Raw genomic sequence first — 24,659 nt, 5'->3', positions numbered from 1 at the left:
GATGTCATGGCTTGTCGCCGCCATCACGACGCGGGAATCAGCCCCAGGGCTCGGGTGATTTGAGTATCCGTACTCAAACCTGCTTCGTTGCGTGCTCAGATTCTTTGAGTAGTCGAGCCCAGCGGGCCGCGGGTTCCGCCGCGAGCACCCTTGGCACGGTTGTTTCGGGGACACGCTTCCCCGTTCAGTCGGAAGAGCTAGGGGGCACACCGATGACTGAGACCACACCCTGCGTGCGGTATCCGGACGTATTCCTGCACCGCCTGCTGGACGACGGCACCTCGCCGCAGTCCCGCGGGGAAAGGCAGGAGCGAGACAGTGTGAGGGCGCGGGCAGAGTCGCTGTGCGCCCACTGCCCGCTCCTCGCCACCTGCCTCACCGACGCGGTGACCAAGTTCGACGTCGCCGGCTTCGTGGCGGGCACCACCCCGCGCCAACGCCAGGTCATCCGGGCCAGACTGGCCGTCACCGTGACGACGGAGGACTTCGACGCGATGGTGGGCGTGCGGTCCGGCAGGCAGTACGACCGCTGGGAGATCCTGCGGCTGCGTGAGGAGAACCCGAGCCAGCCCCTGAGCAGGCTGGCCGCGAAGCTCGGATGCTCCGTGTCCACCATCAAGCGCCATCTGCGCAGGATCGAGGAGGAGGGGCTGACCACTCCCCCGGCCCGTCCCACGCCCTCCCCCGTCGAGGTCATGGCCGTGGCCTCGGACGTGATCCGGGCCTCGCGCGGCGAGGCGGCCGCCTGACGCGCGGGGCGTCAGTTTGCCGGAATGCTTGAATCCGGCGCTGTGGCCGGGTGAGAGTGGGGCATGACCCGAATCGGATTCCATGCCTCACACGAACAGATCGCGCCGCGCCAACTCCTGCTGGACGTCCAGCAGGCGGAGCGGGTGGGCTACGACATGGCCATGTGCTCGGATCACTACAAGCCGTGGTCAGAGCGGCAGGGGCACTCCGGCTACACGTGGGCGTGGCTGGGCGCGGCCCTCGCCACCACGGACCTCTCCTTCGGCTGCGTCTGCGCCCCCGGCCAGCGCTACCACCCCGCCGTCGTGGCGCAGAAGATCGGCACTCTCGCGGCCATGTTCCCCGGCCGGTTCTGGACGGCGCTCGCCAGCGGCGAGGCCATGAACGAGTCGATCACTGGGGAGCGTTGGCCGTCGAAGGACGAGCGCGTGGCCCGGCTCGAGGAGTGCGTCGACGTGATCCGTCGCCTGCTGGACGGCGAGGTGGTCAATCACACCGGCATGGTCACGGTGGACCGCGCGAAGGTGTGGGACCGGCCGGAGGAGCCGCCGTCGCTGCTGGTGCCCGCCGTCTCGGCGGCCTCGGCGGCGAGGGCCGCGGCCTGGGCGGACGGGCTGATCACCGTCAACCAGGACCTCGACACCCTGCGCGAGGTGATCGCGGCCTATCGCGGCGCCGGGGGCCGCGGCCCCCTGGCGCTCCAACTGCACCTGTCCTGGGCGCCCACCCTGGAGGAGGCCGAGCGGATCGCCTTCGACCAGTGGCGCTCGAACGTGCTCGGCGCGCCGCTGGCGTGGGACATCGCCACCGTCGAGGGGTTCGACGCGGCCTCCGAGCACATCACGCTGGACTCGGTGCGCGAGGCGGTGCGGATCTCCGAGGAGCTGGACCAGCACGTCGCCTGGATCCGCGAGTACGCGGCGCTCGGGTTCGACGACATCTACCTGCACTTCGTCGGTCAGGACCAGGCCGCGTACCTGGACGCGTTCGGGACCCACGTCCTGCCGAAGGTGCGGTGACGGGCGATGCGGATCACCGAGACCAGCGACCTGTGGTGGAAGAGCGCCGTCGTCTACTGCCTGGACGTGGAGACCTTCCTGGACTCCGACGGCGACGGCGTGGGAGACCTCGCCGGCCTGGCGCAGCGCATCGACTACCTGGCCCAGCTGGGCATCACCTGCCTCTGGCTCATGCCGTTCTACCCGTCGCCGGACCGCGACGACGGCTACGACGTCAAGGATTTCTACGGCGTGGACCCGCGGCTCGGCAACCACGGCGAGCTGGTGGAGGTGATCCGCACCGCCCACGACCGCGGCATCCGGGTCATCGCGGACCTCATCGTCAACCACACCTCGGACCAGCACCCCTGGTTCGTCGCGTCGCGGCGCAGCACCACCAACCGGTACCGCGACTACTACGTCTGGCGCGACACGGAACCGGGCGACACCTCCGCCGAGGTGGTGTTCCCCGGCGAGGAGGAGGGCATCTGGACGCTCGACGAGCGCACCGGCCAGTGGTACCTCCACCACTTCTACGCCCACCAGCCGGACCTCAACCTGGCCAATCCGGAGGTCATGGACGAGATCCTGCGCACCGTCGGGTTCTGGTTGGAGCTCGGCGTGGACGGCTTCCGGGTGGACGCCGTGCCGTTCCTGCTCCAGAACGCCGAGAACACCGGCGCCGCGACGATGGCGGTGGACCCGCACGACGTGATCAGGCAGGTCCGGGCGTTCCTGCAACGCCGCAAGGGCCACGCCATGCTGCTGGGCGAGGTCAACGTGCCGCACGCCGAGCAGCGGAAGTTCTTCGGCGGCGACGCGGGCGACGAACTGCAGATGATGTTCGACTTCATCGCCATGCAGGCCACCTACCTGTCGCTGGCCCGCGAGGATCCGCGCCCGCTGGTCACCGCACTCGAGGCGCGCCCGCCGATCCATCCCACCTGCCAGTGGGCCACCTTCCTGCGCAACCACGACGAGCTGACACTGGACAAGCTGAGCGAGGCCGAGCGGCAGGAGGTGTTCGACGCGTTCGGCCCCGAGGAGTCGATGCAGGTCTATGGCCGCGGCCTCAAGCGGCGGGTGCCGCCGATGCTCGGCGGCGACCCTCGCCGGGTGCGGATGGCCTACAGCCTGATGTTCTCGCTGCCCGGCACCCCCACCCTCTACTACGGCGAGGAGATCGGCATGGGCGAGGACCTCGAGGCGCCGGGGCGGATGGCGGTGCGGACCCCCATGCAGTGGGGTCCAGGCCGCAACGGCGACTTCTCGACGGCGCAGCCCGGCAGGCTGGTCCAGCGGGTGGCTCCGGACGGCTACGGGCCGGAGCACGTCAACTTCGCCGACCAGGAGCATGACCCCCTCTCGCTGTGGGCGTTCATGCGCACCCTGATCGGGGTGCGCAGGCGCCGTCACGAGCTGGGCTGGGGGGAGTTCTCCGTGATCGCGACGGAGGCGCCGTCGGTGCTGGCCCATCAGGTGGCGCTGGACGGCTCGGCCGTGGTGGCGGTGCACAACTTCTCGGCGGACCCGGTGTCGGTGTCGCTGACCCGGGTGGTGGCGGACGGGGACGTGGTCGAGAACCTGCTCGACGGCGAGGCGGCGGTGCTGCACGACGGGGCACTGTCGGTGCAGCTGGAGGGGTACGGCTTCAGGTGGTTCCGGGTGCGTGCCGCCTGATCGACGGTGGGCACGCGGCGCCGTCGACGTCCCTACGATGTCGACGTGGCCTCCTTCGCAACGGAACTCCTGACGCTCGACCGTCGTCTCATCAGCGTCCGGGCCGGCCTGACCGGTCTCGCGGTGCTGTCCGTGTTGGCGGCGGCCATCCTGATCTGGGGGCCCGTGGCGATGGCCGCGGTGATCGGGGCGCTCATCCTGCTGGCGACGGATCCGCCCCCGGCGGGCCGCCCGTGGGCCAAGGCGCTCCTGCCGCTGGTCGTCGTGGGGGCCGCCCTCACCTACGTCGCGGTCTGGATCGACGGCCGTCCCGCCGCTGCCGCGGTCCTCGTCGGCGTCGTCGGGGTGGCCACCGCGCTCCACTCCGGCCGCAGCCGCAAGGCCGGCGTCCGTGCCCTGATCTCCGCCATCTGGATCATCCTCGCGCTGACCCTCCATGACACGGGCGTGGGCCCGCTCGGGTATGCCGCGGGGTTCGCCCTCGGCGCCGCCGTCGGTGCCGGGGTGGCGTGGCTACGGGCCCGTGAGGGTTCCGATGAGGGGGTCGGTGACGATGACGTCGAGGCAGCGACGACGGCGCAGCCGTCTTCGGGGCGCCGTGGGCAGCTCGGCAGCGCGCTGGGGCAGTTCGCCGTGCTGCGCGGGCTCGGACTGGCGGTCGCCACCCTGCTCGGCTTCACGTTCTTCCCCGCCCATCCGGCCTGGCTCCCCGTCTGCGCCCTGCTCGTGATGCGCCCGCCCAGCCATCAGGCCTTCGTCCTGGGCACGCAGCGCACGCTGGGCACGGCCCTCGGGGTGATCATCGCGGTGGCGCTCACCGGGCTGGTCGGCGACAACACGGTGGTCCTGGTGCTGCTCTTCCTGGGCTCCGCGTTCCTGGTGATGACATTCCGCGAGGTCAACTACGCCCTGTTCGCCCTGCTGCTCACCACTCTGATCGTCTTCAGCCAGAGGATCCTGGGGGTCGGGGCCGCCGAGTCGGGCGTGGACCGGCTGCTCGAGACGCTGCTCGGCGTCGTCATCGCGTTCTGCGTCCTGGGCCTCGATGCAGCCCTGACGCGCGCCCGGACGCCTGCCCCTGAGCGCTGAACGACGGGCGATGCTCCGGGATCGGCAGGCCCGGCCCAGCGGCTAGCCGGGGAACCAGCGCGATAGTTCCTCGACCGTCCCCAGGTCCGCGAAGTGCCCGGTGACCGCGTCGGCGGCCGCCTTCACCACGTCGGGGGCGTCTCCCATCGCGACGCCGCGCCCGGCCCACTCGAGCATCTCGATGTCGTTGCGGCCGTCGCCGATGGCCAGCACCTCGGCCGGATCGATGCCCAGCTGGTCGCACACGATCTGGAGGCCGTGTGCCTTGTCCACGCCCATGGGCGCGATGTCCAGCCACGCGGACCAGCCGATGAAGTAGGCCACCTCGTGCAGGCCGAGCTGGCTCACCATGCCGTTGAACACCTCCTCCGAGCTGTGCGGGTCCCGCACGATGACGCGCGAGACCTCCCGCGAGGCCAGCTCGTCGATGCTCTCGATGGTCACGTCGCCCTGGAGTTCGCCGTCTGGGAAGGGGCGGTTCACCCGCCAGTGCAGGCCGTCCTGCACCGCGATGCACGCGCTGGGCGCCAGCTCGGCCACCCGGTGCACGGTCTCCCTCGGGTCGAACCGGGTCTCGTGGTGCACCTCGAACGGCGGGTTGGTGATGACCATGGCGCCGTTGGAGGACACCGCCCACCCCGGGGGAAGGTCCAGGTGGGTGAAGATGATCTCGGTGGAGATCCACGACCGCCCCGTCGACAGCACCACCGGCACCCCGGCGTCCACCACGCGTCGCACGGCGGCGTGCACCTCCTGCGGCATGTCGCCGAACGGGTCGACGAGGGTGCCGTCGATGTCTAGAGCCACCATCCTGGGGCTGAACTTCATGGGCAAACGAACCTCTCTAGCATGACCCGGCGGCCACGGTGCGGCGAGCGTGACAGACGCTGGTGAACACCCGGTGACCTGGGGCCGAACGGCCGGGGCTACGCCGGCGGAACCAGCGCCTCCCGGCCTCCCAGGTAGGGACGCAGGGCCTCCGGGACGCGCACGGAGCCGTCGGGCTGCTGGTGATTCTCGAGCAGCATGATGATGATGCGCGTCATGGCGCACAGCGTGCCGTTGAGGGTGGCGACGGGGCGCACGCCGTCGGCGAAGCGGCCCCGAATGCCGAGGCGGCGGGCCTGGAACTCGGTGCAGTTCGAGGTGGAGGTCACCTCGCGATAGCGCTCCTGCGTGGGCAGCCAGGCGTAGCAGTCGAACTTGCGGGCGGCCGACAGGCCGAGGTCGCCCGAGGCCACGTCGAGCACCTGGAACGGCACCTCCAGCGCGGTCAGGAACTCCTTCTCCCACCCGAGCAGCTTCTCGTGCCAGGCCTCCGCGTCCGCCGGGTCGCAGTGGACGAACATCTCCACCTTGTCGAACCAGTGGACCCGGAAGATGCCGCGGGTGTCCTTGCCGTAGGAGCCGGCCTCGCGGCGGAAGCACGGCGAGTAGGCCACGTACTGCCGGGGGAGGGTGGCGCCGTCGAGGATCTCCCCCGCGTGGTAGGCCGCAAGAGCCACCTCGGAGGTGCCGACGAGGTACAGATCGTCCGCCGGGAGGTGGTAGACGTCCTGCGCGGCCTGCCCGAGGAACCCGGTCCCCTCCATGGCCGACGGCTTCACCAGCGCCGGCGGGATCATGGCCGTGAACCCCCACTCGGCGGCCTTGGTCATGGCCAGGTTGAGCAGCGCCAGCTCCAGCTGCGCGCCGATGCCGGTGAGCACGTAGAAGCGGGACCCGGAGATCTTGGTGCCGCGCTCCATGTCGATGGCGCCGAGCAGCTCGCCGATCTCCAGGTGATCCCTGGGAGTGAAGCCCTCCGCCGCGAAGTCCCGGGGGGTGCCGACCGTCTCGAGGACGACGCCCTCGTCCTCCCCGCCCTCGGGGACGCCGTCGAGGACGAGGTTGCCGAGCTGCTTCATGAGCTCGGTGAACCGTTCCTCGGTGGTGTCGACGGCAGCCTGGGCCGCCTTCACGTCCGCGGCCAGCTGGCCCGTGCGCTGAAGCAGCGCGGCCCGCTCGTCGCCCTTGGCCCTGGCCACCTCCTTGCCCAGCCCCTTCTGCTCGGCGCGGAGGGTCTCGTAGGCGAGGATGGTGGAGCGGCGGGACTCGTCTGCGTCGATCAGGTCATCGACGAGCTCGACCGAGGCGCCCCGGGCGGCCTGGGAACGTCGGATGCGGTCTGGATCCGTGCGGAGCCACTTGGGATCGATCATGGGCCCTACCTTACCGACGCCACGCCGGAGGACTCGGGCGCGACCGCCCGCCCACCTGGTCCTCCCTGGGTGGGGGAGGGTTTGAGCCAATGGATGGGTTCGCGGCACTCGTCCCGCTCAGCTCCCGCGTGGGGTCCCCCGCGAACCCATCCATTGGCTCAAACCCAGCCCACCCCCGCACCCGGGGGTCGCATAGGGTGGGGCGGTGACGGGTGAGCTGACGACGGGGCGACGGGAGCCGATCTCGGGCGAGATCTGGGTGCTGGTGGCCTCGGCCATGATCATCGCGCTCGGGTTCGGCATCGTCGCGCCCATCCTCCCGCAGTTCGCCAAGTCGTTCGACGTGGGGCTGATGGCCGCGTCGTCCATCGTCTCGGTGTTCGCCCTTGTCCGGCTCCTGTTCGCCCCCGCGGGCGGCGCGCTGGTCAACAAGCTGGGCGAGCGGCGGGTCTATCTGGTGGGCCTGATCATCGTGGGCGCGTCGAGCGTGCTGAGCGGGCTGGCCACGGACTTCTGGTGGCTCCTGGTGTTCCGCGGGCTGGGCGGCGTGGGCTCGGTGATGTTCACCGTCTCCGCCATGGCACTGCTGGTCCGGCTGTCGCCCCCGGCGCAGCGCGGGCACACCTCCTCGCTCTACGGCACCGCCTTCCTGCTCGGCAACATCGCCGGCCCCATCCTGGGCTCGGCGATGCAGGGCCTGGGCCTGCGGGTCCCGTTCTTCATCTACGCCGGGGCGGTGTTCATAGCGGCGGCCGTGGTGATGGTGTTCCTGCGCGGAGGCCCCGGGGGGCGCCCCGTCGACGGCGAGCAGCGCGCCACCATGTCGCTGGCCGAGGCCATGGGCCTGCCGTACTACCGGGCGCTGCTGGTCACCGGGTTCGCGCACGGCTGGGCCAACTTCGGCGTCCGGATCGCGCTGCTGCCGCTCATGGCGGCGGCGGTGCCCACCATCGGGAACCAGGCCGCCGGCATCGCGCTCACCCTCTTCGCTCTCGGCAACGCCGTCACCCAGCAGGCCACCGGCCGGCTCGTGGACCGGCGCGGCCGGCGGCCCTTCCTCGTGGTGGGGCTCCTCGTGTCCGCCGCCGCGACCATCTTCTTCGGGTGGGTGGACGCGCTCTGGGTGTTCCTGGCGCTCTCCGCGCTGGCCGGCGCCGGGGCCGCCCTCATCGCGCCGGCGTCGCAGGCGCTGATGGCCGACATCATCGGCTCGAACCGCAACGGGGGCCAGGCCCTGTCCACCTACTCGATGTCGATGGACCTCGGCTCCATCGCGGGCACCATGCTGGCCGGCGCCATCGCGGACGCCGTCGGCTTCGGCTGGGCGTTCGCGGTGACCGGCGCGGTGATGGCCGGCGCCGTCCTCCCGTGGCTGTTCGTACGGCGGCGCCCGGCCCGCACCGCCTGAGCACGGCCCGCCCGCCGCCCACCCGGCGGTGGAAGAATCACGGCCATGATGCGGAGGTCGCCCGTGACGGTGGCGGCGACGCTGGGCTTCGGCGCCGCCTTCGTGGTGTGGACCCTCCTGCTGCCCGCCTTCGTCGACGACCTGTGGCCGCACTCCCCCGTGGCCGACCGGTCCGTGGTGGGCCAGGCGGCGGCGGCGGTGGCGCTGCTCACGGTGCCGACCCTGATCTACCCGGGCCTGCTGGTCGTCGCCTGGTGGGCGTGGCGGCGGCGGTTCCTGGCGATGGCGCGGGCCATCGTCATCGCGGTGGCGCTCGGCGTGGTGGGCACGGCGCTGCTCAAGCTGACGGTGGGCCGCGACCGCCCGGACAGCCCGTGGGACTACCTGGTGAGCAGCGATCCGCTCAGCTACCCGTCGGCGCACACGGTGGCCATGACTGTGGCGGCCACCCTGCTCGGCGTCCTCACCACCACCACCCGCCGCCCCCGTCGCGTGGTGCTCGCCACGCGCGTTCTGGGCGGTGTCGCGGTGGTGGTGGTCGCGGCCGACCGGCTGCTGCTCGGTGCGCACTTCGTCACCGACGTGGTGGGCGGGTTCCTCTTCGGCGGGTTCGTCGCGTCGCTGGCCTGCCTGATCGCCGACGTGCACATGGCGCGCTCCGTCGCGTCCCACACGGGGCCGGGCCGCGTCGTCGTGGTGTATCACCCCGGCAAGGTGCGTGACCTGACGGTTCTCCACCGACTCATCGGGCACGAGGCCCACGACCGGGGGTGGGAGCCGCCCATTTGGCTGGCCACCACGGAGCAGGACCCGGGAAGAGGAATGGCCCGGGCCGCGCTGGAGTCGGAGGCCGACCTGGTGGTGGTCGCCGGCGGCGACGGCACCGTGCGCGAGGTGTGCGCCGCCGTCAGCGGCTCGGACGTCCCCGTGGCCATCCTTCCGTCGGGCACCGGCAACCTGCTGGCCCGCAACCTGGGCGTCCCGCTCGACGCCGGCCGGGCGCTCACCCTGGCGTTCACCGGGGAGGCGCAGGGCATGGACCTCATGCGTTATCAGGACCTCGACGGCGGGGTCAACGGTGTCGCGGCGGTCATGGTGGGCCTGGGCGCGGACGCCGCGGTCCTCCACGACACCGACGAGGCACTGAAGCGCGCGCTCGGCCCGGCCGCGTACGTGTGGGCGGGACTGGGCCACATCAGGGCCCGGCCCGTGCCGCTGCGGCTCACCGTCGACGGCGCCGCCCCGCTCGAACGGGAGGCGTCGCTGGTGGAGGTGGGCAACGTCGGGGACCTGTATCCGGGGGTGTCGCTCATGCCCTCGGCCAGCGCCCACGACGGGACCCTGGAGGTGCTGGTGGCATCGCCCGAGACGGCCGGCGACGTCGCCCGGATGATCGGCGGGGTGCTGCGGCAGGCGTCGGAGGAGCCACTGCTGGACCGCCTCGAGGGCGCGTCGGTCACCGCGGAGTACGCGGAGCCGGTGCTCTGCCAGGTCGACGGCGACGTGGTGGGAACCGTGCGTCGGATCCGCTTCGACGTCATTCCTGCCGCGGTCAGGGTGGTGCTGCCACACCCCGTCGACGGACCGCCACCCGCTGGCTGAGCCCTTTCCCGCTGGCTGAGGTGCCAGCAGCGCGGCGACGAGCCTCGAGCCCTAACCATCGCACCTTGTCAACTCACGTTTCTTAGGCTTCGAGGCCGCTGCGCGGCACCTCAGCCAGCGGGGGGGTCGGCACCTCAGCCAGCGGGGGGGCCGCACCTCAGCCAGCGGGGGGACGGCACCTCAGCCAGCGGTGGGGCCGTGGGCTGAGGTGTCGCCAGGTCAGCCGAGGGTGCGGATCCACCTCGCGGCGGCGTCGAACTCCTCGTCGCTGAACCCGTGGCCGACGACGGGTCGGGCCTTGTCCGCGCGCGGGTACGAGCCCAGGAAGTGCACGGTGGGGCACACGCGGTGCAGCCCCTCCATCGCCTCCTCGACGCGCTTGTCGTGCAGGTGGCCCTCGACGTCGATCGAGAAGCAGTACGAGCCCAGCGTGGTCTTCGTGGGGCGCGACTCGATCCGGCTCAGGTTCACCCCGCGGACCGCGAACTGCTCCAGGATCTCCAGCAGTGCGCCCGCGTGGTCCTCGCGCATGTAGGCCACCAGCGTGGTCTTGTCCGCGCCGGTGCGCTCGGGCACCGGCCCCGCGACACCAACCTCGACGAACCGGGTCACCGCCCCGGGGTTGTCCTCGATCTGGTAGGCCAGCTCCTCCAGCCCGTACAGCTCGCCCGCAACCCTCGCGCACACCGCGGCGTCGTACCGCGACTCCGGCCGCGCGACCTCGGCCGCGGCGCCCGCCGTCGACCCGGCCTCGGTGACGTGCGCCTGCGGCACCATCATCCCCAGCCAGTCCCGGCACTGCGCGGCGGCATGGCCGTGGGTCAGCACCTGCTGCACCTCGTCCATCCGGGTGCCCGGGCGCACGTAGAGCCCGAACTCGACAGGGATGACGATCTCGCCGCGGATGGCGAGCGGGGCGCCGGCGATCAGCTCGTCGAGCGTGGCGGACACCCCGCCCTCGACGGAGTTCTCGATCGGCACGACGGCGCCGCGCACGTGCCCCAGTCGCACGGCGTCGAGCGCCTCGCGCACGCTGGCGAACGCGAGGGCGTCGTCGTCGGTGATGGTGCGCAACGCCTGATGGGTGAAGGTCCCCGCGGGGCCGAAGTATCCGAGCACGCCCCTCAGGTTAGGCCATCGCGCCGGGCGGTCAGCCGAGCAGGTACGGCATCCAGACCCGCATGGTGGCGGGGCCGCGGTTGCCCCACGCGTGGTACGGGGTCAGCCCCACCCACCGCGGGCCGTCGTCGTCGCGCCCGGCGGGGGTGTCGCGGTAGGGCCAGTCGGAGCGGCCCTCAGGCAGGAGGGCGAGGCTCACCTGCACGTCGCCGCCGGCCTCCCTGACTCCGGCGGCGAGGTCCACCCGTGCGCGGGCGACGTCGGCCCCCAGGTCGACCGACTCCAGGGCGTGGACCAGCGGCCCGCGGGCCACCGCCACCTGGCCGGTCACCGTGTCGATCCGCGGGTCCGGGAACAGGAACCTGGGCACCATCGGCAGGTCGAGTGTCACGGTGTCGCCGACGGCGAGCGCCCGCCCCACCGCAACATGCCCAGTCGCCACCGGAGAGGGGCCGGACCCGTCGTCGACGGTGGCGCCGTCGGCCCAGGACGGGACCCGCAGCACCAACCGCCAGGAGTCGGGCGCGGACAGAACCGCGACCCGGACCCGGCCGTCGTGGGGGTACCCGGTCTGAACCTCGAGCTCGACGCGGCCGCCCGGCAGGTCAGCCACGACCCGCCCGGGCATGTACTGCTGCAGGTGCACCGCGTCGCCGGAGGTGGTGGCCACCAGCGAGGACAGCGACGACAGCGTCCGCGACACGTTCGTGGGGCAGCAGGACACGTGGTACCACGGCGCGCGGAGCGACGAGTCGGCGCGCGGGCTGGCCACGTCGGCGGCCGGGACCTCACCCTCGGTGCGGCGGTAGAGCGTGTTTGCGTAGAAGAAGCCGTGCCCGTCCTCGGCCGGGGAGGTGGCGACGATGTTGTAGAGGATGCGCTCCACCATGTCGGCGTACGCCGCCTCGCCGGTGGCGAGCAGCAGCCGTTGGGCCAGCATGATCGCCCCGATCCCGGCGCAGGTCTCCGAGTAGGACCGGTCCGGCGGGAGCTCGAAGTCCTCGCCGAACGCCTCACCGGTATGCCGCGACCCCATCCCACCCGTCACGTAGGTGCGCGTGGCGAAGGTGTTGCGGGCCTGCCGCACGATGGCGTCGAGGAGTTCCGTGTCGCCCAGGTCGACGGCCACGTCGGCCGCCCCCGCGGCCAGGTACATGGCCCGCACGGCATGCCCGTGGGCCACCTGCGTCTCCCGCACCGGCACCTCGTCCTGGTAGTAGGAGCGGCCCCACTCGATGTCGGCGAGGCGGCCGTGGCCGCGACGCTCGATGAACAGCGCAGCCTGGCGCGTGTACTTCTCCTCGCCCGTCAACCGCCCGAGCTCGGCCAGCGCCACCTCGATCTCCGGGTGGCCGGGCACCTTGTCGCGGCCGCCCTCGCCGAACTCGGCGCACACGTGGTCCGCGGCCCGGATGGCGGCCTCGACGAACGGGTCGCGGCCGAACGTGCGGGCCCGGGCGACGGCGGCCTGGATCAGATGGCCGTAGCAGTACAGCTCGTGGCCCCACTCGAAGTCCGAGTAGCGCGGCTGCTGGCCGGGACGGCCGAACATGGTGTTGAGGTAGCCGCCCGGCTCCTGGACGGGCAGGATGCGGGCCGTGAGCGCCTCGAAGCGCTCGTTCATCTCGGGGGAGCCGGTGCGGCCGTGCTCCCACGCGATGGCCTCCATGAGCTTGTAGACGTCCGAGTCCGAGAACTCGCGGCCCCGTCGGCCCTCCGCCAACCCGCCCCGCACCGCGAGGTCGAAGTTCGGGATCCAGCCCTCGCGCTCCATCCAGTCCTGCGCGTGGGCGATCATCACCGACGCGTTGAGCTGCTGCCGGTCCGCCCAGAATCCTCCGGTGATGGTGACGTCGTCGATGCCGAGGGGCCGAAGGGTGCCGGCCTTGGGCGAGATGGGCCGGCCGTGATCGGCGGGGAGGGTGGTGGTCATGTTCAGTGGCTCCTGGTCACTTGACGGCGCCGACGGCGAGGCCGTCACGCAGAGACTTGTAGGACAACGAGTAGACGATGAGGATGGGGATCGAGGTGAGCACGGCCAGCGCCATCAGCCCTGGCCAGTTGATGCCGAAGGCGGACACCTGCTGCGACAGCAGGGCCGACAGCGGGTAGGTGCCGGGCGCGAGGAAGAAGTTGACGGCGTAGAGGAACTCCCCCCACGCCAGCAGGAACACCAGCGTGCCGACGGTGAACACGCCGTTGCGCGCCAGCGGCAGCACGATGGACCAGAAGGTGCGCGGCATCGAGGCGCCGTCGATCTGCGCCGCCTCCTCCAGCGCCGGGGGGATGGCCCGGAAGAAGGGCCGCAGCAGCATCACCGCGAAGGGGATCAGCAGCGCCGTGTCCGCGACGACGACGCCCAGGGTGGAGTCCAGCAGCTTCCACGACCCGAAGATCTGGAACAGCGGGATGATGTTGGCGGTCTGGGGAGACATCTGGAAGACGATGAGCAGACCGAGGCCCAGCGAGGCGATCCAGCCCTTGATGTGTGCCAGCCCGTAGGCCGCCGGAACGGCGAGGAGCAGCACCAGGGCGGTCGTGCCGACGGCGATCGTCACCGACTGGCGCAGCGCCACCCACAGCGCGGGGCCCATCGCGGCGGTGTAGGCCTCAACCGTGGGGCTGAAGGAGAACGGGGACCCGAAGACCTCGGCGGAGGGCTTGAAGCTGGTCAGCAGGATCCAGAAGAGGGGCAGCCCGTAGAGGAGCGTCAACAGCGCCTTGATGGCGCCGGTCACCGGACCGGTGCGGGTGTTCATCTACTTCTCCTCCTTCAGGACCGAGCGGGCGTAGACGACCGCCAGGACGAGCACCAGGGCGACGGCGATCACCGACGTCGCGGAGCCGAGCCCGTAGTCGTAGCGCTGGAACGCCTGAAGGAAGCCCAGGAACGGCAGCGTGTTGGTGGCGGTGCCGGGGCCGCCGTAGGTCATCACGTAGATGTAGTCGAACGACCTGAACCCGTACACGACGGTGAGGATCAGGAGCACCAGGGTGGTGGGCCTGACGGCCGGCAGCATCACGTGGCGGACCTCCTGCCACCGGTTGGCGCCGTCGAGCGCGGCGGCCTCGAACTGCTCGACGTCGATCTGCATGAGCGCGGCCCGGAAGACCAGCACGTTGAACGGGATCACCGCCCACGAGCACACGAACGCCACGGACAGCAGCGCCCAGGTCTGGTCGTAGAGGAACGGGAAGGCCGTGTCCGTGAGCCCGAGGCTCATCGCGATGGAATTGATGAGGCCGTCCTTGGCCAGGAGGAACTTCCACACCGAGCCGTTGACCACCGGCGGAAGCGCCCAGCAGAACACCATGACGGCCAGCACCGCGCTGGACCAGCGGCCGGAGGTGCGCAGCGCGATGGCTCCGGCGAGGCCGAGCAGCATGCCGCTGACGGTCACCACCACCACGAAGGCCGCCGTGCGGAGCAGCGCGGCCTGCATTTCGCCCGATTCGAGGGCGCGGGCGTAGTTGTCGAGGCCCACGAACTCCCACGGCTTGTTCAGGGTGCCGCTGGTGACGGCCGAGAACGACATCCGCACCAGCTGGATCAGCGGGAAGAGTGAGAAGGCGGCGAGGAACGCCGCGGCGGGGAGCGCGAAGCTCCAGTGGGGGCGCCCGGCCCTGCGGCGTCGGGCGACGGGCGGGGTGGCGACGGGCGGTGTGGCGACGGTGAGGGTCGACATCGGCATCTTCCGTGACGTGCCCCCGACGGCGCGGTGGGGGGCCGCGCCGTCGGGAGGAATGGGAACTACTGGATGACGGAGCTCAGCTTGTCGATGACCGCCTGCGCGGCGTCCTCGGGCGACTGCTGCCCGCCCAGGGCGGCGGACCAGGCCTGACCGACGGTGAGCTGGACATCAGCGACGGCTTCCGGCGGGATCGCGGCGTCGGGGTAGTTGGCGCCGAAGGCCGCGACCGTCTCCGCGAAGGGCTTGAGGAGCTCGTTGCTCGTCACCGCTTCGTTCTGGGCCACGTCGAGCCGGGAGGGGATGGACCCGACGATCTCCGCCGCGGCCAGCTGACCCTCCTCGGACAGGTAGGCCGCCTCGAGGTACTTCCACGCGAGCTCCGGGTTGGCCGAGTAGGCCCCGATGCCCTGGCCCTCGCCACCGAGGTAGACCTTGCCGGTCTCGGAGAGCGGGAGCTTGGTCACCCCGAAGTTGAACTTGGCGTCCGACTTGGCGGTGCCCATCTGCCAGTTGCCGTTCTCCGCGAAGGCCACCTCACCGGCGGCGAACTGCTGGAACGGGACGGTCTGGTCCCACGTCACGGCCTCCTGCGACAGGTAGCCGTTGTCCACCCAGCCCCTGACCCGGGAGAAGCCCGCGGCCAGCGCGCCCGCGTCGGGGCTCTCGTAGCTGAAGCCCTCGGAGGTGAGCCAGGGGTACGCCTGCCATTCGCCCTGCCCCTGGGGCAGGCCGCTGAGCGTGATGCCCTGGTAGCCGGCGTCCTTGGCCTTGGCCATGGCGGCCTCGAGCTCGTCCATCGTGGTGGGCGGCTCGACGCCGATCTCGCTGAGGATGTCCGCGTTGTACCAGAGGCCCAGGAGGTTGACGTAGCCCTGCAGCGCGAACGTCTCACCGTCGAGCTTGTGGATCACCGAATCCGGAAGCTGCGACGCGTCGGAGTAGCCGGCCAGGTGCTCGTCGAGCGGCGCGAGGACGCCGGCGAGGGCAAGGGTGGAGGTCTCGGCTCCGTTGAACACCGCGATGTCCGGGCCTTCGCTCGCCCCGGCCGCCGCCACGAGCTTCGAGTTCATCTGGTCGTAGGGGACATAGACGTTGTCCACGGTCGAACCGGGGTTCGCAGCCTCGAAGAGCTCCGCGTACTTGTCCATCAGGCCCACCTGGTTGGGGTCTGAGAAGTAGTGCCACACCGTCACCGTTCCGGTGGCCGCGCCGCCCGAGGTTTCGCCACCGGTGGTGGCCGAGGGCGTGCCCGACGAGCCGCCGCAGGCGGCCAGCGTCAGCGCACCGGCCAACAGGCCTGCGACGGCGATGCGGCGCGAGATGGTGGGGGTGAATCCCGACATCGGATCTCCTTCGTTCCGTGTCCGGCCGCGTCATCACGGCCGGGTTCGTTTTCGAAACTCTCGAAAACGCTTTCGGTTCTAGTTTGCACGCTCTCTAGCCTGATGTCAACGCGGTCCGCTACCATTCCCGGTAACGGTTTCGTAACGGTGGAGGTAGTGATGGCAGGCACGCGCGCAGTGACGCTACGCGACGTGGCGGAGGCGGCCGGCGTCTCCGTCGCCACCGCGTCGAAGGCACTCAACGGCCGCGACGACGTCGGGGCCGACACGCGGCGCAAGGTGCAGGAGGCGGCCGAACGGCTGTCGTTCACGCCTAACGCGCTGGCGCGGAACCTGGCCTCCGGGCAGTCGGGCACGGTGGGGCTGCTGGCCTCGGACCTGGACGGACGCTTCTCGATCCCCATCCTGATGGGCGCCGAGGACGCCTTCGGCGCCGAGCGGATGTCCGTCCTGCTGTGCGACGCCCGCGAGGACGCGATCCGCGAGCGCCATCACCTGACCACGCTCCTGGCCCGGCGCGTGGACGGCCTGATCGTCGTAGGGTCCCGCACCGACCCCCGGCCGTCGATCGGCCGGGATCTGCCGGTGCCGGTGGTGTACGCCTACGCCCCCTCAGACAACCCGGACGACGTGTCCATCGTGCCCGACAACGTGGGCGCGGGCGCCATGGCCGTCGAGCACCTCCTGTCCCTCGGGCGTCGGCGCATCGCCCACATCAGGGGCGACGTCACCTACGCCGCGGCGCACGACCGCGTGGCCGGCATCACCGGGGCACTGGCCGACGCGGGCCTCGAGCTGCTGGGCCCGCACACCTACGGCGCGTGGTCGGAGGCATGGGGCCGCGCCGCCGCCGACGCCATCCTGGCCTCGTCCCCGGACGTGGACGCCATCATCTGCGCCTCGGATCAGATCGCCCGCGGGGCCCTCGACACGCTACGGGCCCGCGGGGTGGCGGTCCCCGACGACGTGGCCGTGGTGTCGTTCGACAACTGGGAGATCCTGGCCACCGGGTCACAACCGCAGCTCACCAGCATCGACATGAACTTCGAGGCCATCGGGCGCCTCGCCGCCCAGCGCGTGTTCGAGTCGATCGCGGGGACCACCACGCCGGGGATCGAGACGCGGCCGTGCCGGCTCGTCGTGCGGGGGTCGAGCGTGAAGGGGGCGTGAGGGGCCTTGCCCCTCACCGGCTCCGGCGGGCCGTCGTGCGGGCGCGGGCGATGCAGTAGACGCCGTAGAGGATGAGCCCCACGCCGATCGCCACCAGCACCGCCTGCCCACCGGGCACCCCGACGAGCGCCTTGAGCGCGCCGTCGAGCCCGCCGGTGTCCTCCGGATCGCGCGTGAACACCGCGACCACGAACAGCACTCCGACGATGACCACCGCCAGGCCCTTCGCCAGGTAGCCGCCGATCCCGAGCGCGGTGAACGAGCGCCGGAACCGGGGTGGCAGCTCCACGTCCTCCAGGAAGGACTTCGTGACCCCCTTGGCCATCATGCCCACGCCGATCGCCGCGATGACCACGCCCGCCAGCACCAGGAGCGCCGAGCCCCACCAGCTCTGCAGCAGCTCCGCGCTCAGCGATTCGGTGGTCTGCTCGCCGTCCGCCGTGCCCCCCAGCGCGTACACCAGCGCGGCCGAGCCGACCACCGCGTACATCACGGCCCTGCCCACGCTCTTGGCAGCGTCGCGCTTGTCCCGCGACACCTCCCCGACGGCGACCGCCAGCGAGTAGAGGGCCAGCGCGAACAGCGCCCCGGCCACCAGCCACAGCGCCGCCGCCCCGAGGGGGTTGTCCTTGATGGCCCGCATGGCGCCGGACTGGTCCGCCGACCCTCCCGCGCCGCGCGCGATGCCGATGGCGATGCCGCCGATGATGGCATGCACGATGCCGTTGACGACGTGACCCGCCGCGGCCGCCCAGGCCGCGACCGGGTGCTCCTCGACGTCCTTCGCCGCGCCCTGGACGCCGCCGATGACTCCCCCGTCGCTCATCCCCACATCGTAGGCGCCGTGGACGGGGCTACTTGAGGAGTTTCGACATCCGCCGGTCGGCCAGCGGCCGCCCGCCGGTCTGGCAGCCGGGGCAGTACTGGAGCGACGAGTCCGCGAAGGACACCTCGGCGATGGTGGAGCCGCACACCGCGCACGCCTCCCCGGTGCGGCCGTGCACGCGCATGCCCGCGCGCTTGGCGTCCTTGAGCTGGGAGATGGGCACCTCGGCCGCGGACGCCACGGCCTGGCCGAGCACCTGCCGCAGGTGGTCGAAGAGCTCGGCCGAGCCCGCCTCGTCGAGGCTGTTCGCGGGCTTGAACGGGCTCAGCCGGGCCGCGTGCAGGATCTCGTCGCTGTAGGCGTTGCCGATCCCGGCGAGGATCTTCTGGTCCCGCAGGACGCCCTTCAGCTGCGCCCGTCCGGCGGCCGCGAGCACCGCGCGGAAATCGTCGACGGTGAAGCCCGGGTCCAGCGGATCAGGCCCCAGTGCCGCGACACCGGGCACCTCCTCGGGGCTGTCCACCACGTAGACGGCGAGGTGCTTCTGGGTGCCGGCCTCCGTGAGGCTGAAGCCGGATCCGTCGTCGAGGACGATCCTCAGCGCCAGGCCGGACTTGCCGGGCCGCGCGGGGACCTGCGGCGCCACGTCGTGCCAGGTGACCCAGCCGGCGCGGGCGAGGTGGAAGATCAGGTGCACGCCCTGGGCCGCGACGTCGACGAACTTGCCGTGGCGGGTGACGCCGTCGATCTCCAGCCCCGCCAGCGCCGTCAAGGGCGTCTTGTACGTCTTGAGCGCGGAGAACGACACCAGGTGGCCGGCCGCGACGACCCGGCCGCGCAGCCTGCGGTCCAGTTCGCCGGCCAGCGCGGCGACTTCGGGCAGCTCAGGCATCGGCCCCTCCTTCTGTCGGTCGCGCCCCCGTGACGGGCGTACCCCCTCCGGACAGTGTGCCCCGCGCGCGCGCCGCATCCCAGGCCTGCAGCAACTCCGCGCCGTCCATCCTGCCGCGGCGGCTCCACGGCAGCTGCGGCAGCTCGAGCGCCACGCTCAGGCGCGCCAGGTACTCGGCGCGGGGCACCTCGTAGGCGCCGAGCGACCCGAGGTGCTCGGTGAGCCACTGCACGTCCAGCAGCCGCACCCCGGCCGAGGCGAGCTCGACCGCGAGGCGCAGGAGCGCCACCTTCGACGCGTCCCGCCCGCGGTGCGGGTGGTGGAACATCGACTCACCCGCGAACACTCCCCCAAGGTGCACCCCGTAGAGCCCGCCGACGAGCCGGCCGTCGGCGTCCCACGTCTCGACGGAGTGGACCCACCCCTTGGCGTGCAGCGTGGTGTAGGCGTCCTGGATCCGGTCGTCGATCCAGCCGCCCTCGCGGGCCGGGTCGCCGCAGGCGGCCAGCACGTCGTCGAAGGCCAGGTCGACCGTCGTGGTGTACCGGCGCGCCGACTTCCGCAGCGACCGTGTGACGTGCAGCCCCTCGATGGGGAGCAGGCCGCGCTGCATGGGGGACCACCACCCCATCTCCTCACCGTCGTGGTCGATGGGCATCGGAAACACACCGCAGGAGTAGGCTTCAAGCGCGAGACCGGGGCCGAACTCCTCGGAGTAACCGATCAGATCCTGGCCCGGCCAGTCCTCCGGCCGGCCGAATGTGGCGCCCAACATGGCCCCAGTCTGGCAGCCCCTAGGTGGATTTCCAGGGTCGACGCGTTTGCGGGGCTGTGACAGGCTGGGATCGAAGAGAGGAGTGTGACGATGAGTGATGGCAACGTCGTGGCGGTGGCCGAGAACTTCACCGCCGACGTCCTCCACGAACTGCTGCAGCTGGCCATCGAGGGCAAGGGCAGGCTGCCCGGGGCCAAGCACTCCGCCAAACAGCTCCTGGCCCAACGCGCGGACGCCGAGGAGGCTATCGCGCGGATGATCGCCCAGCACGTCGCCATGGCGGGAGGGCAGGGCTTCGCCACCAACTGGGGCGGGTTCTTCGTCGCGCTGGTCGCTATACCCGCCAACATCGCGGCGGCCACCTTCCTCCAGGCAAGGCTGGTGGCGGGCATCGCCCACCTGCGCGGCTACGAACTGAGCGACCCCAGGGTCCGCACGGCCATCCTCATGGTGATGCTGGGCCCGTCCACGATGGCGGACCTGGTGAGCAAGGGCGTTCTGCCCAGCTCTCCCCTGGTGGTGGCCACGGCCCCCGTCTTCGACGCCCGGCTCGACGGCCAGGTGTCGCGGGCACTCCTGGACCGCGTGATGTACCAGGTCAGCGGCAAGCGCCTGGGGGTGCGGGCCCTGCGCGGCATCCCGCTGGTCGGCGGAGGGGTGGGCGCCGCCGTCGACGGCTGGAGCACCCGGAGCATCGGCATCCACGCCATGAACGAGTTCCCGAGCCGGCGCCCGAAGCTGTCGCGGGGCCACGCCGAGGGCGCACAGCCGCAGTAGGGACCGCTCAGTAGGTGCGGGGCACGCGGGCGGTGATGAGGCAGGTCACCTCGTAGGTGATCGTCCCCATCAGGCCGGCGATCTCCTCCACACCGATGCGGTCCTCGCCGCTGGTGCCCATGAGGACCACCTCGTCGCCCACCGTCACCTCCGGGGTGTCCGGGCCCAGGTCCAGCATGGTCTGGTCCATGCACACGCGGCCGACGACCGGGTAGGACCGCCCGGCGATGAGCATCCGCCCCCGCGACGACAGCAGCCGCGAGTAGCCGTCGCCGTAGCCGACGGCGACGGTGGCCACCCAGGTGTCGCGGGGGGCGGTCCAGGTGCGGCCGTAGCCCACCGTCTCGCCCTCCCGGATGCGCTTGAGGAAGCTCACCCGTGACGTCCATCGGCCCACGTCGCGCAGCGGCCGGGTGTGGGGGGTGGCGGCGTCGGGGTAGGAGCCGTAGACCATGATCCCGGGGCGGACCATGGTGGTGCGGCCCAGGTCGTGGCCGAGGACGGCGCCGGAGTTGGCGGCGTGGACCAGCGCGACGGGGCCGACCACCTGCTCGACCCGCGCCACCGTCGCCTCGAAGAGGGCCAGCTGGGACCGCGTGAAGTCCTCCCCCGCCACCACGTCGCTGACGGGGAGGTGCGTGAACACCCCGCCCACCCGCAGGTGCCCGGCAGCCGCCAACCTCTCCGCCAGCGCCACCGCGTCCGCGGGATCGGCGCCCACGCGGCGCATGCCGGTGTCGATCTTGAGGTGCACATCGACGGTGACCCCCGCCGCCGCGGCGGCCGCCTCTGCCTCGTCGACCGCTGCCGTGTCCCCGACCGACAGCGTGACCCCCGCCGCGACCGCCTCGGGCAGGTCGTCTACGAGCGTGGGCGTGAACTTGAGGATGGGCAGCGAGACGCCGGCGGCGCGCAGGGTCTGCGCCTCGGCCGTCAGCGCCACCCCGAGCCAGTCGGCCGAGCCCCGCTCCTGGATGGACTGCGCCACCCTGACCAGGCCGTGTCCGTAGGCGTCGGCCTTCACTGCCGCCAGGACCTGACGCCCGCCGGCAAGCTCGCGGGCGACGGCCAGGTTGGCGTGCAGCGCGTCGAGGTCGACGTGGAACGTGGTGGGCGAGGGCATGGAGACCAGTGTGGACTCTTCAGTGGCGTCGTCGCACGTTCCGTCCCCGCCCGTCCATGCAGGCAGGGCCGGGGGCGCTAGAGCGTCTCCGGGTCCGCCCCTGTCTCGATGACGAGCTCCGCCACCGCACGCAGCTTCACGTTGCGCTGCTGACTGGCGCTCTTGAGGCGCTCGAAGGCGTCCCCAGGCGTCAGCCGGTGCCGCTCCACGAGGATCCCGACGGCCTGCCCGATCAGGCGGTGACTCTCGATGGCGCGGGCCATGTGCTCCTGCCGGTCCGCGCTGCGCTGGGCGTGCAGGAGCCGGTCGACCGCCAGCGCGAAGGCCTGTGCCAGGAGGTCCGCCACGATCATCTCGTCCGGGCCGATCTGGCGCCGCCGGGGGAACTGGACCCACGCCCTGCACTCGGCGAGGCTCGCCTGCGGCACGAGCAGGATGCCCGGGCGCAGGCTGATGCTGTCGGCGCTGGGCCGCCCGCCCAGCCCCGCGAGCACCTCCGGCGGAAGCTCGTCGGAGGTCACCGTCGTGCCGCCGTGGAACAGCACGGGGCCGTCGTGGTCGATCTCGATGGTGCAGGTGCCGCCGAAGAGGAGCTCGAAGCCGTGGACGGCCAGGCCGAGGAGCGTCGCGATGTCGTCCTCGCCGGCGAAATCGGCGCTGACCAGCGCGGCGGCGGCGCGCCGGGTCTGCGCCTCCATCTGCCGCGTGATGTCGCGGAAGGTCCGGATGGTGGCGGTGAGCCCGGTGTCGGGATCCCGGACCTTGGCGTCTGCCACCGACACCCACACCGGCCGGCGCTCGCAGTCGTAGTACAACGCCTCCCCCACGCCGGTGGCGCCGGCGCGGGCATCCGCGTGCCGTTGGGCGATCGCGGCCAGCTGGTCGGCGTTCTCCACCTGGGTGGGCCACCAGGGGTACGGGGGTGCGAACGGTCCGTCGCTCATCGTGTATCCGAAGAGCCGCTCGAAGGCCGGGTTCATCTCCATGACCGTGCCGGCGGCGTCGAAGATGAGGACGCCGTCGTGCAGGGCGGACAGGAGGGCACGGCGCCACGCGGCGTCGAGCGAGTGATGCCGGGCGCGTGCCAGGGCCGCACCCAGGCGGATGCGCAGCCCCGCCAGGTCGAACGCGGCGGCGCCGTCGCCGTAGTCCTCGAGCAGCACCACGGGGGTGTCGGCCAGTGCCGACTCCGCGCGCAGGGCGCGCATGAACTCCTCCCCGGATGACGGGGAGGCGAGATCGGCCAGCACGAGCTCCGGCGGGTCGGAGCGGAGCATGTCGGCGGCCTCGTCGACGGCGGCCACCGTCCGCACGTCGTAGCCCTCGGAGAGAGCGTCGCCGAGGAACGCGGCCCGCTCGGAGTCGGGTTCGACCAGGGCCAGCGATGGCCTCCGGGCCGGGTCCGGCTCGGCAGGCCTCGTGCCCGCGGCGAACATGGGCGTGGCGGCGGAGGCCCGCCCCGCGCCACTGAGATGGATGGTCATGCACTCGGCCTTTGCGACGGTGACGACAGAATTTGTTCGTCACGCCGCACATTAGCCTCGATATTTCATGACGGGCGTGTGTGGGGCTGGTCGGCGCCGGTGGCGTCGGGGTTGTTCTGATTCTTGCAGGTGGGTGTGACAAGACCCCGCGTGACGTCTGCGGTGCGGGTTTCCAGGCCGGGAGCTGCCAGATTCAGAGGGTCATGTGGAGGACAGGGTCAGGTGGCTGGTGCCGGGAGGTTTCGGAGTCGGCTGATGCTGTCGATGATCAGCTCGGCCCAGCGGGATCGGTCGCTGAAGTGGACGACGGTGCGGCGGGCTCTTCTGGCGAGGGTCGCGGGGATGGTGTAGAGCCGGTAGCGGAGCCGTTTCGGTTCCCAGCGGCGGGCTTCATGACCGGCCAGCGCCAGCATCGCGCTCCAGGCCTGCAACTCGGAGGCCAGGGCGACGATCTGGCACCAGATCCGATTCTGGTCGAACCCGTGCAACGGGAGGTTGGCCAGGCCTGTGTCTTTCGCGATCCGGATCCGGTCTTCGCAGCGGGCGCGTCGACGATGCCTGAGCTCCAGCTGCTGGAGGGTGCCGAGGGTGGTGTTGGTGGCGAAGGCGGTGAGCCGGTAGCCGTCGACGTCGTCGAACCGCAGCTGAGCGCCGGGGTGGGGCCGTTCTCTGCGGACGATCACCCGCATCCCGGCAGGCCAACCGTCGAGATCCAGCAGTCCGGTGAAGTCAGCAAGATCGGCCCCCTCGCGAGCCTCGCCATCGCTGTTGAGGGCCGGCACCCAAACCCACTCAGGGACCAAGTGGTAGAGGTCGGGGGTGTCCATGGGGAGGGTGAACCCGACCGAGTACGCCACCCTGCGCCCGGTCAGCCACTTGGTGAACTCCTTCGTGCCGCCGGCCCCGTCCGCGCGGATCAGCACGCGGCGTCCGGGCCGCGGGTTCCGGTCGGGGAGCTGCGCGAGAGCTTGTTTGGTGACGGTGATGTGATCGGCGGCGGTGTTCGAACCGGCGTTCCCGGGGCGTAGGTGGACCTCCAGGGCTTCGCCGGTGCCCTCAGGTCCGTGGTCGGCGAACGCCAGCAACGGGTGGAACCCGAAGCCTCGCTTGAACGTCGCAGCCGCGCGCTGCTTCTCCGAATGGGCGGTGATCAACGACGCGTCCAAGTCGATGATCACCGGATCCTCGGCAGTCGACTCGTGGTCGGGGGCATGCTCACCGGCCAGGGCCCAGACCGTGGCGCGGGCCTGCTGCCTAGCTCCCGCGATCGCCTTGATGGCCTTGTCCGCATCCGCAGCGAGGGCCGCGATGAGCCGCGACACAGTCGGATCCGACGCCACCGGGCCGTAGACCCCTGGTTCAGCACGCAGGGTAGCGAGGTCACTCAACGCTTCACCGCCGAGCACCAGCGACACCGCCAGATCACAGACGATCTTGCCTGGGTCGTGGACCGCCAACGGTTTCCGCCACCGAGACAGCGCCTCCGACAGGGCCCGGTCCAGGCCGGCCGCGCGGATGGTTTCGGTCAGCAGGATCCCGCCAGCCTGCCCGACCGCGGTCACCTTCGCGGTATCGACATGAACCCTGGGATACGAGCCGGTACTCTTCACCTCGAAGGTGCTCCTTCTTGTTGGTCGATGTTTCTCTAGACAAGTCACATCATCCCAAGTCAGGGGCACTTTCGCTATCTCAGGCCACTACAGTCCACCCACCGTCATGAAAGCACGAGG

The 24,659-nt window shown here is 71.4% G+C and carries 21 protein-coding genes; 8 read left to right on the top strand and 13 right to left on the bottom strand.

The window, feature by feature from the left end; genetic code table 11:
• The first annotated feature begins 212 nt into the window (after positions 1-212).
• The 4 genes from ACZK5D_RS11845 (at position 213) to ACZK5D_RS11830 (ending at position 4,517) form a co-directional block, all read left to right on the top strand.
• Entirely contained in the window at positions 213-749 is a 537-nt protein-coding gene (locus tag ACZK5D_RS11845) for a helix-turn-helix domain-containing protein (RefSeq protein ID WP_458995912.1), read from the top strand.
• Positions 750-812: 63 nt separating this feature from the next.
• Positions 813-1,769, top strand: coding sequence for a TIGR03885 family FMN-dependent LLM class oxidoreductase (locus ACZK5D_RS11840; protein WP_458995911.1), 957 nt, complete (start codon positions 813-815; stop codon positions 1,767-1,769).
• 6 nt (positions 1,770-1,775) lie between these two features.
• Entirely contained in the window at positions 1,776-3,428 is a 1,653-nt protein-coding gene (locus tag ACZK5D_RS11835; RefSeq protein ID WP_463665425.1) for an alpha-amylase family protein, read from the top strand.
• 45 nt (positions 3,429-3,473) lie between these two features.
• A complete protein-coding gene (locus ACZK5D_RS11830; RefSeq protein WP_463665424.1) occupies positions 3,474-4,517 on the top strand; it encodes an FUSC family protein in 1,044 nt (347 codons plus the stop codon).
• A gap of 42 nt (positions 4,518-4,559) precedes the next feature.
• Here ACZK5D_RS11830 and ACZK5D_RS11825 read toward each other — a convergent pair whose 3' ends face one another.
• The gene (locus ACZK5D_RS11825) at positions 4,560-5,345 is read right to left on the bottom strand and encodes an HAD family hydrolase (protein ID WP_463665423.1); all 786 of its coding nucleotides are present in this window, start codon (positions 5,343-5,345) and stop codon (positions 4,560-4,562) included.
• A gap of 98 nt (positions 5,346-5,443) precedes the next feature.
• The gene (gene serS, locus ACZK5D_RS11820; RefSeq protein ID WP_463665422.1) at positions 5,444-6,718 is read right to left on the bottom strand and encodes a serine--tRNA ligase; all 1,275 of its coding nucleotides are present in this window, start codon (positions 6,716-6,718) and stop codon (positions 5,444-5,446) included.
• A 205-nt stretch (positions 6,719-6,923) separates the two neighbouring features.
• On the opposite strand from serS, the gene ACZK5D_RS11815 reads away from it, so the two are divergent.
• A complete protein-coding gene (locus ACZK5D_RS11815) occupies positions 6,924-8,126 on the top strand; it encodes an MFS transporter (protein WP_463665421.1) in 1,203 nt (400 codons plus the stop codon).
• 45 nt (positions 8,127-8,171) lie between these two features.
• Positions 8,172-9,728 (top strand): bifunctional phosphatase PAP2/diacylglycerol kinase family protein, encoded by a 1,557-nt coding sequence (locus ACZK5D_RS11810; RefSeq protein WP_463665420.1) that lies wholly within the window; start codon positions 8,172-8,174, stop codon positions 9,726-9,728.
• Between the two features lie 219 nt (positions 9,729-9,947).
• Here the strand turns inward: ACZK5D_RS11810 and pheA are convergent, their stop codons facing one another.
• The 5 genes from pheA to ACZK5D_RS11785 form a co-directional block, all read right to left on the bottom strand.
• On the bottom strand, positions 9,948-10,847 hold the full coding sequence (gene pheA, locus ACZK5D_RS11805) for a prephenate dehydratase (protein ID WP_463665419.1): 900 nt from the start codon (positions 10,845-10,847) through the stop codon (positions 9,948-9,950).
• 31 nt (positions 10,848-10,878) lie between these two features.
• Positions 10,879-12,780 carry a glycoside hydrolase family 127 protein gene (locus ACZK5D_RS11800; protein ID WP_463665418.1) on the bottom strand — a complete coding sequence of 634 codons (1,902 nt, stop codon included), beginning with the start codon at positions 12,778-12,780 and terminating at the stop codon, positions 10,879-10,881.
• A gap of 16 nt (positions 12,781-12,796) precedes the next feature.
• The gene (locus tag ACZK5D_RS11795; RefSeq protein WP_463665417.1) at positions 12,797-13,606 is read right to left on the bottom strand and encodes a carbohydrate ABC transporter permease; all 810 of its coding nucleotides are present in this window, start codon (positions 13,604-13,606) and stop codon (positions 12,797-12,799) included.
• A complete protein-coding gene (locus tag ACZK5D_RS11790) occupies positions 13,607-14,533 on the bottom strand; it encodes a carbohydrate ABC transporter permease (protein WP_463665416.1) in 927 nt (308 codons plus the stop codon).
• Positions 14,534-14,598: 65 nt separating this feature from the next.
• Positions 14,599-15,882: a sugar ABC transporter substrate-binding protein gene (locus ACZK5D_RS11785; RefSeq protein WP_463665415.1), complete on the bottom strand. Its 1,284-nt coding sequence runs from the start codon at positions 15,880-15,882 to the stop codon at positions 14,599-14,601.
• 159 nt (positions 15,883-16,041) lie between these two features.
• On the opposite strand from ACZK5D_RS11785, the gene ACZK5D_RS11780 reads away from it, so the two are divergent.
• A complete protein-coding gene (locus tag ACZK5D_RS11780) occupies positions 16,042-17,052 on the top strand; it encodes a LacI family DNA-binding transcriptional regulator (RefSeq protein WP_463665414.1) in 1,011 nt (336 codons plus the stop codon).
• Positions 17,053-17,065: 13 nt separating this feature from the next.
• On the opposite strand, the gene ACZK5D_RS11775 is transcribed toward ACZK5D_RS11780, so the two are convergent.
• From ACZK5D_RS11775 to aat, 3 genes are read right to left on the bottom strand one after another with little or no spacing between them, the layout of a single operon-like run.
• On the bottom strand, positions 17,066-17,878 hold the full coding sequence (locus ACZK5D_RS11775; RefSeq protein WP_463665413.1) for a DUF1206 domain-containing protein: 813 nt from the start codon (positions 17,876-17,878) through the stop codon (positions 17,066-17,068).
• A gap of 28 nt (positions 17,879-17,906) precedes the next feature.
• The gene (locus ACZK5D_RS11770) at positions 17,907-18,770 is read right to left on the bottom strand and encodes an Fpg/Nei family DNA glycosylase (protein ID WP_458995902.1); all 864 of its coding nucleotides are present in this window, start codon (positions 18,768-18,770) and stop codon (positions 17,907-17,909) included.
• Positions 18,763-19,545, bottom strand: coding sequence for a leucyl/phenylalanyl-tRNA--protein transferase (gene aat, locus ACZK5D_RS11765; RefSeq protein ID WP_463665412.1), 783 nt, complete (start codon positions 19,543-19,545; stop codon positions 18,763-18,765). The genes ACZK5D_RS11770 and aat overlap by 8 nt, the downstream gene beginning before the upstream one ends.
• A gap of 90 nt (positions 19,546-19,635) precedes the next feature.
• Here aat and ACZK5D_RS11760 point away from each other — a divergent pair, with 90 nt between their 5' ends.
• Entirely contained in the window at positions 19,636-20,322 is a 687-nt protein-coding gene (locus ACZK5D_RS11760; protein ID WP_458995900.1) for an EcsC family protein, read from the top strand.
• 7 nt (positions 20,323-20,329) lie between these two features.
• Here ACZK5D_RS11760 and alr read toward each other — a convergent pair whose 3' ends face one another.
• The 3 genes from alr to ACZK5D_RS11745 form a co-directional block, all read right to left on the bottom strand.
• On the bottom strand, positions 20,330-21,445 hold the full coding sequence (gene alr, locus ACZK5D_RS11755) for an alanine racemase (RefSeq protein WP_463665411.1): 1,116 nt from the start codon (positions 21,443-21,445) through the stop codon (positions 20,330-20,332).
• A 77-nt stretch (positions 21,446-21,522) separates the two neighbouring features.
• Positions 21,523-22,929, bottom strand: a complete 1,407-nt coding sequence (locus ACZK5D_RS11750) for an ANTAR domain-containing protein (RefSeq protein WP_463665410.1) — start codon at positions 22,927-22,929, stop codon at positions 21,523-21,525.
• Between the two features lie 218 nt (positions 22,930-23,147).
• The gene (locus ACZK5D_RS11745; protein ID WP_463665165.1) at positions 23,148-24,539 is read right to left on the bottom strand and encodes an IS1380 family transposase; all 1,392 of its coding nucleotides are present in this window, start codon (positions 24,537-24,539) and stop codon (positions 23,148-23,150) included.
• Positions 24,540-24,659: the final 120 nt, after the last annotated feature.

This window comes from Tessaracoccus yangjingae, assembly GCF_055326235.1.
This window is presented reverse-complemented; position numbering and strand designations above follow the sequence as displayed.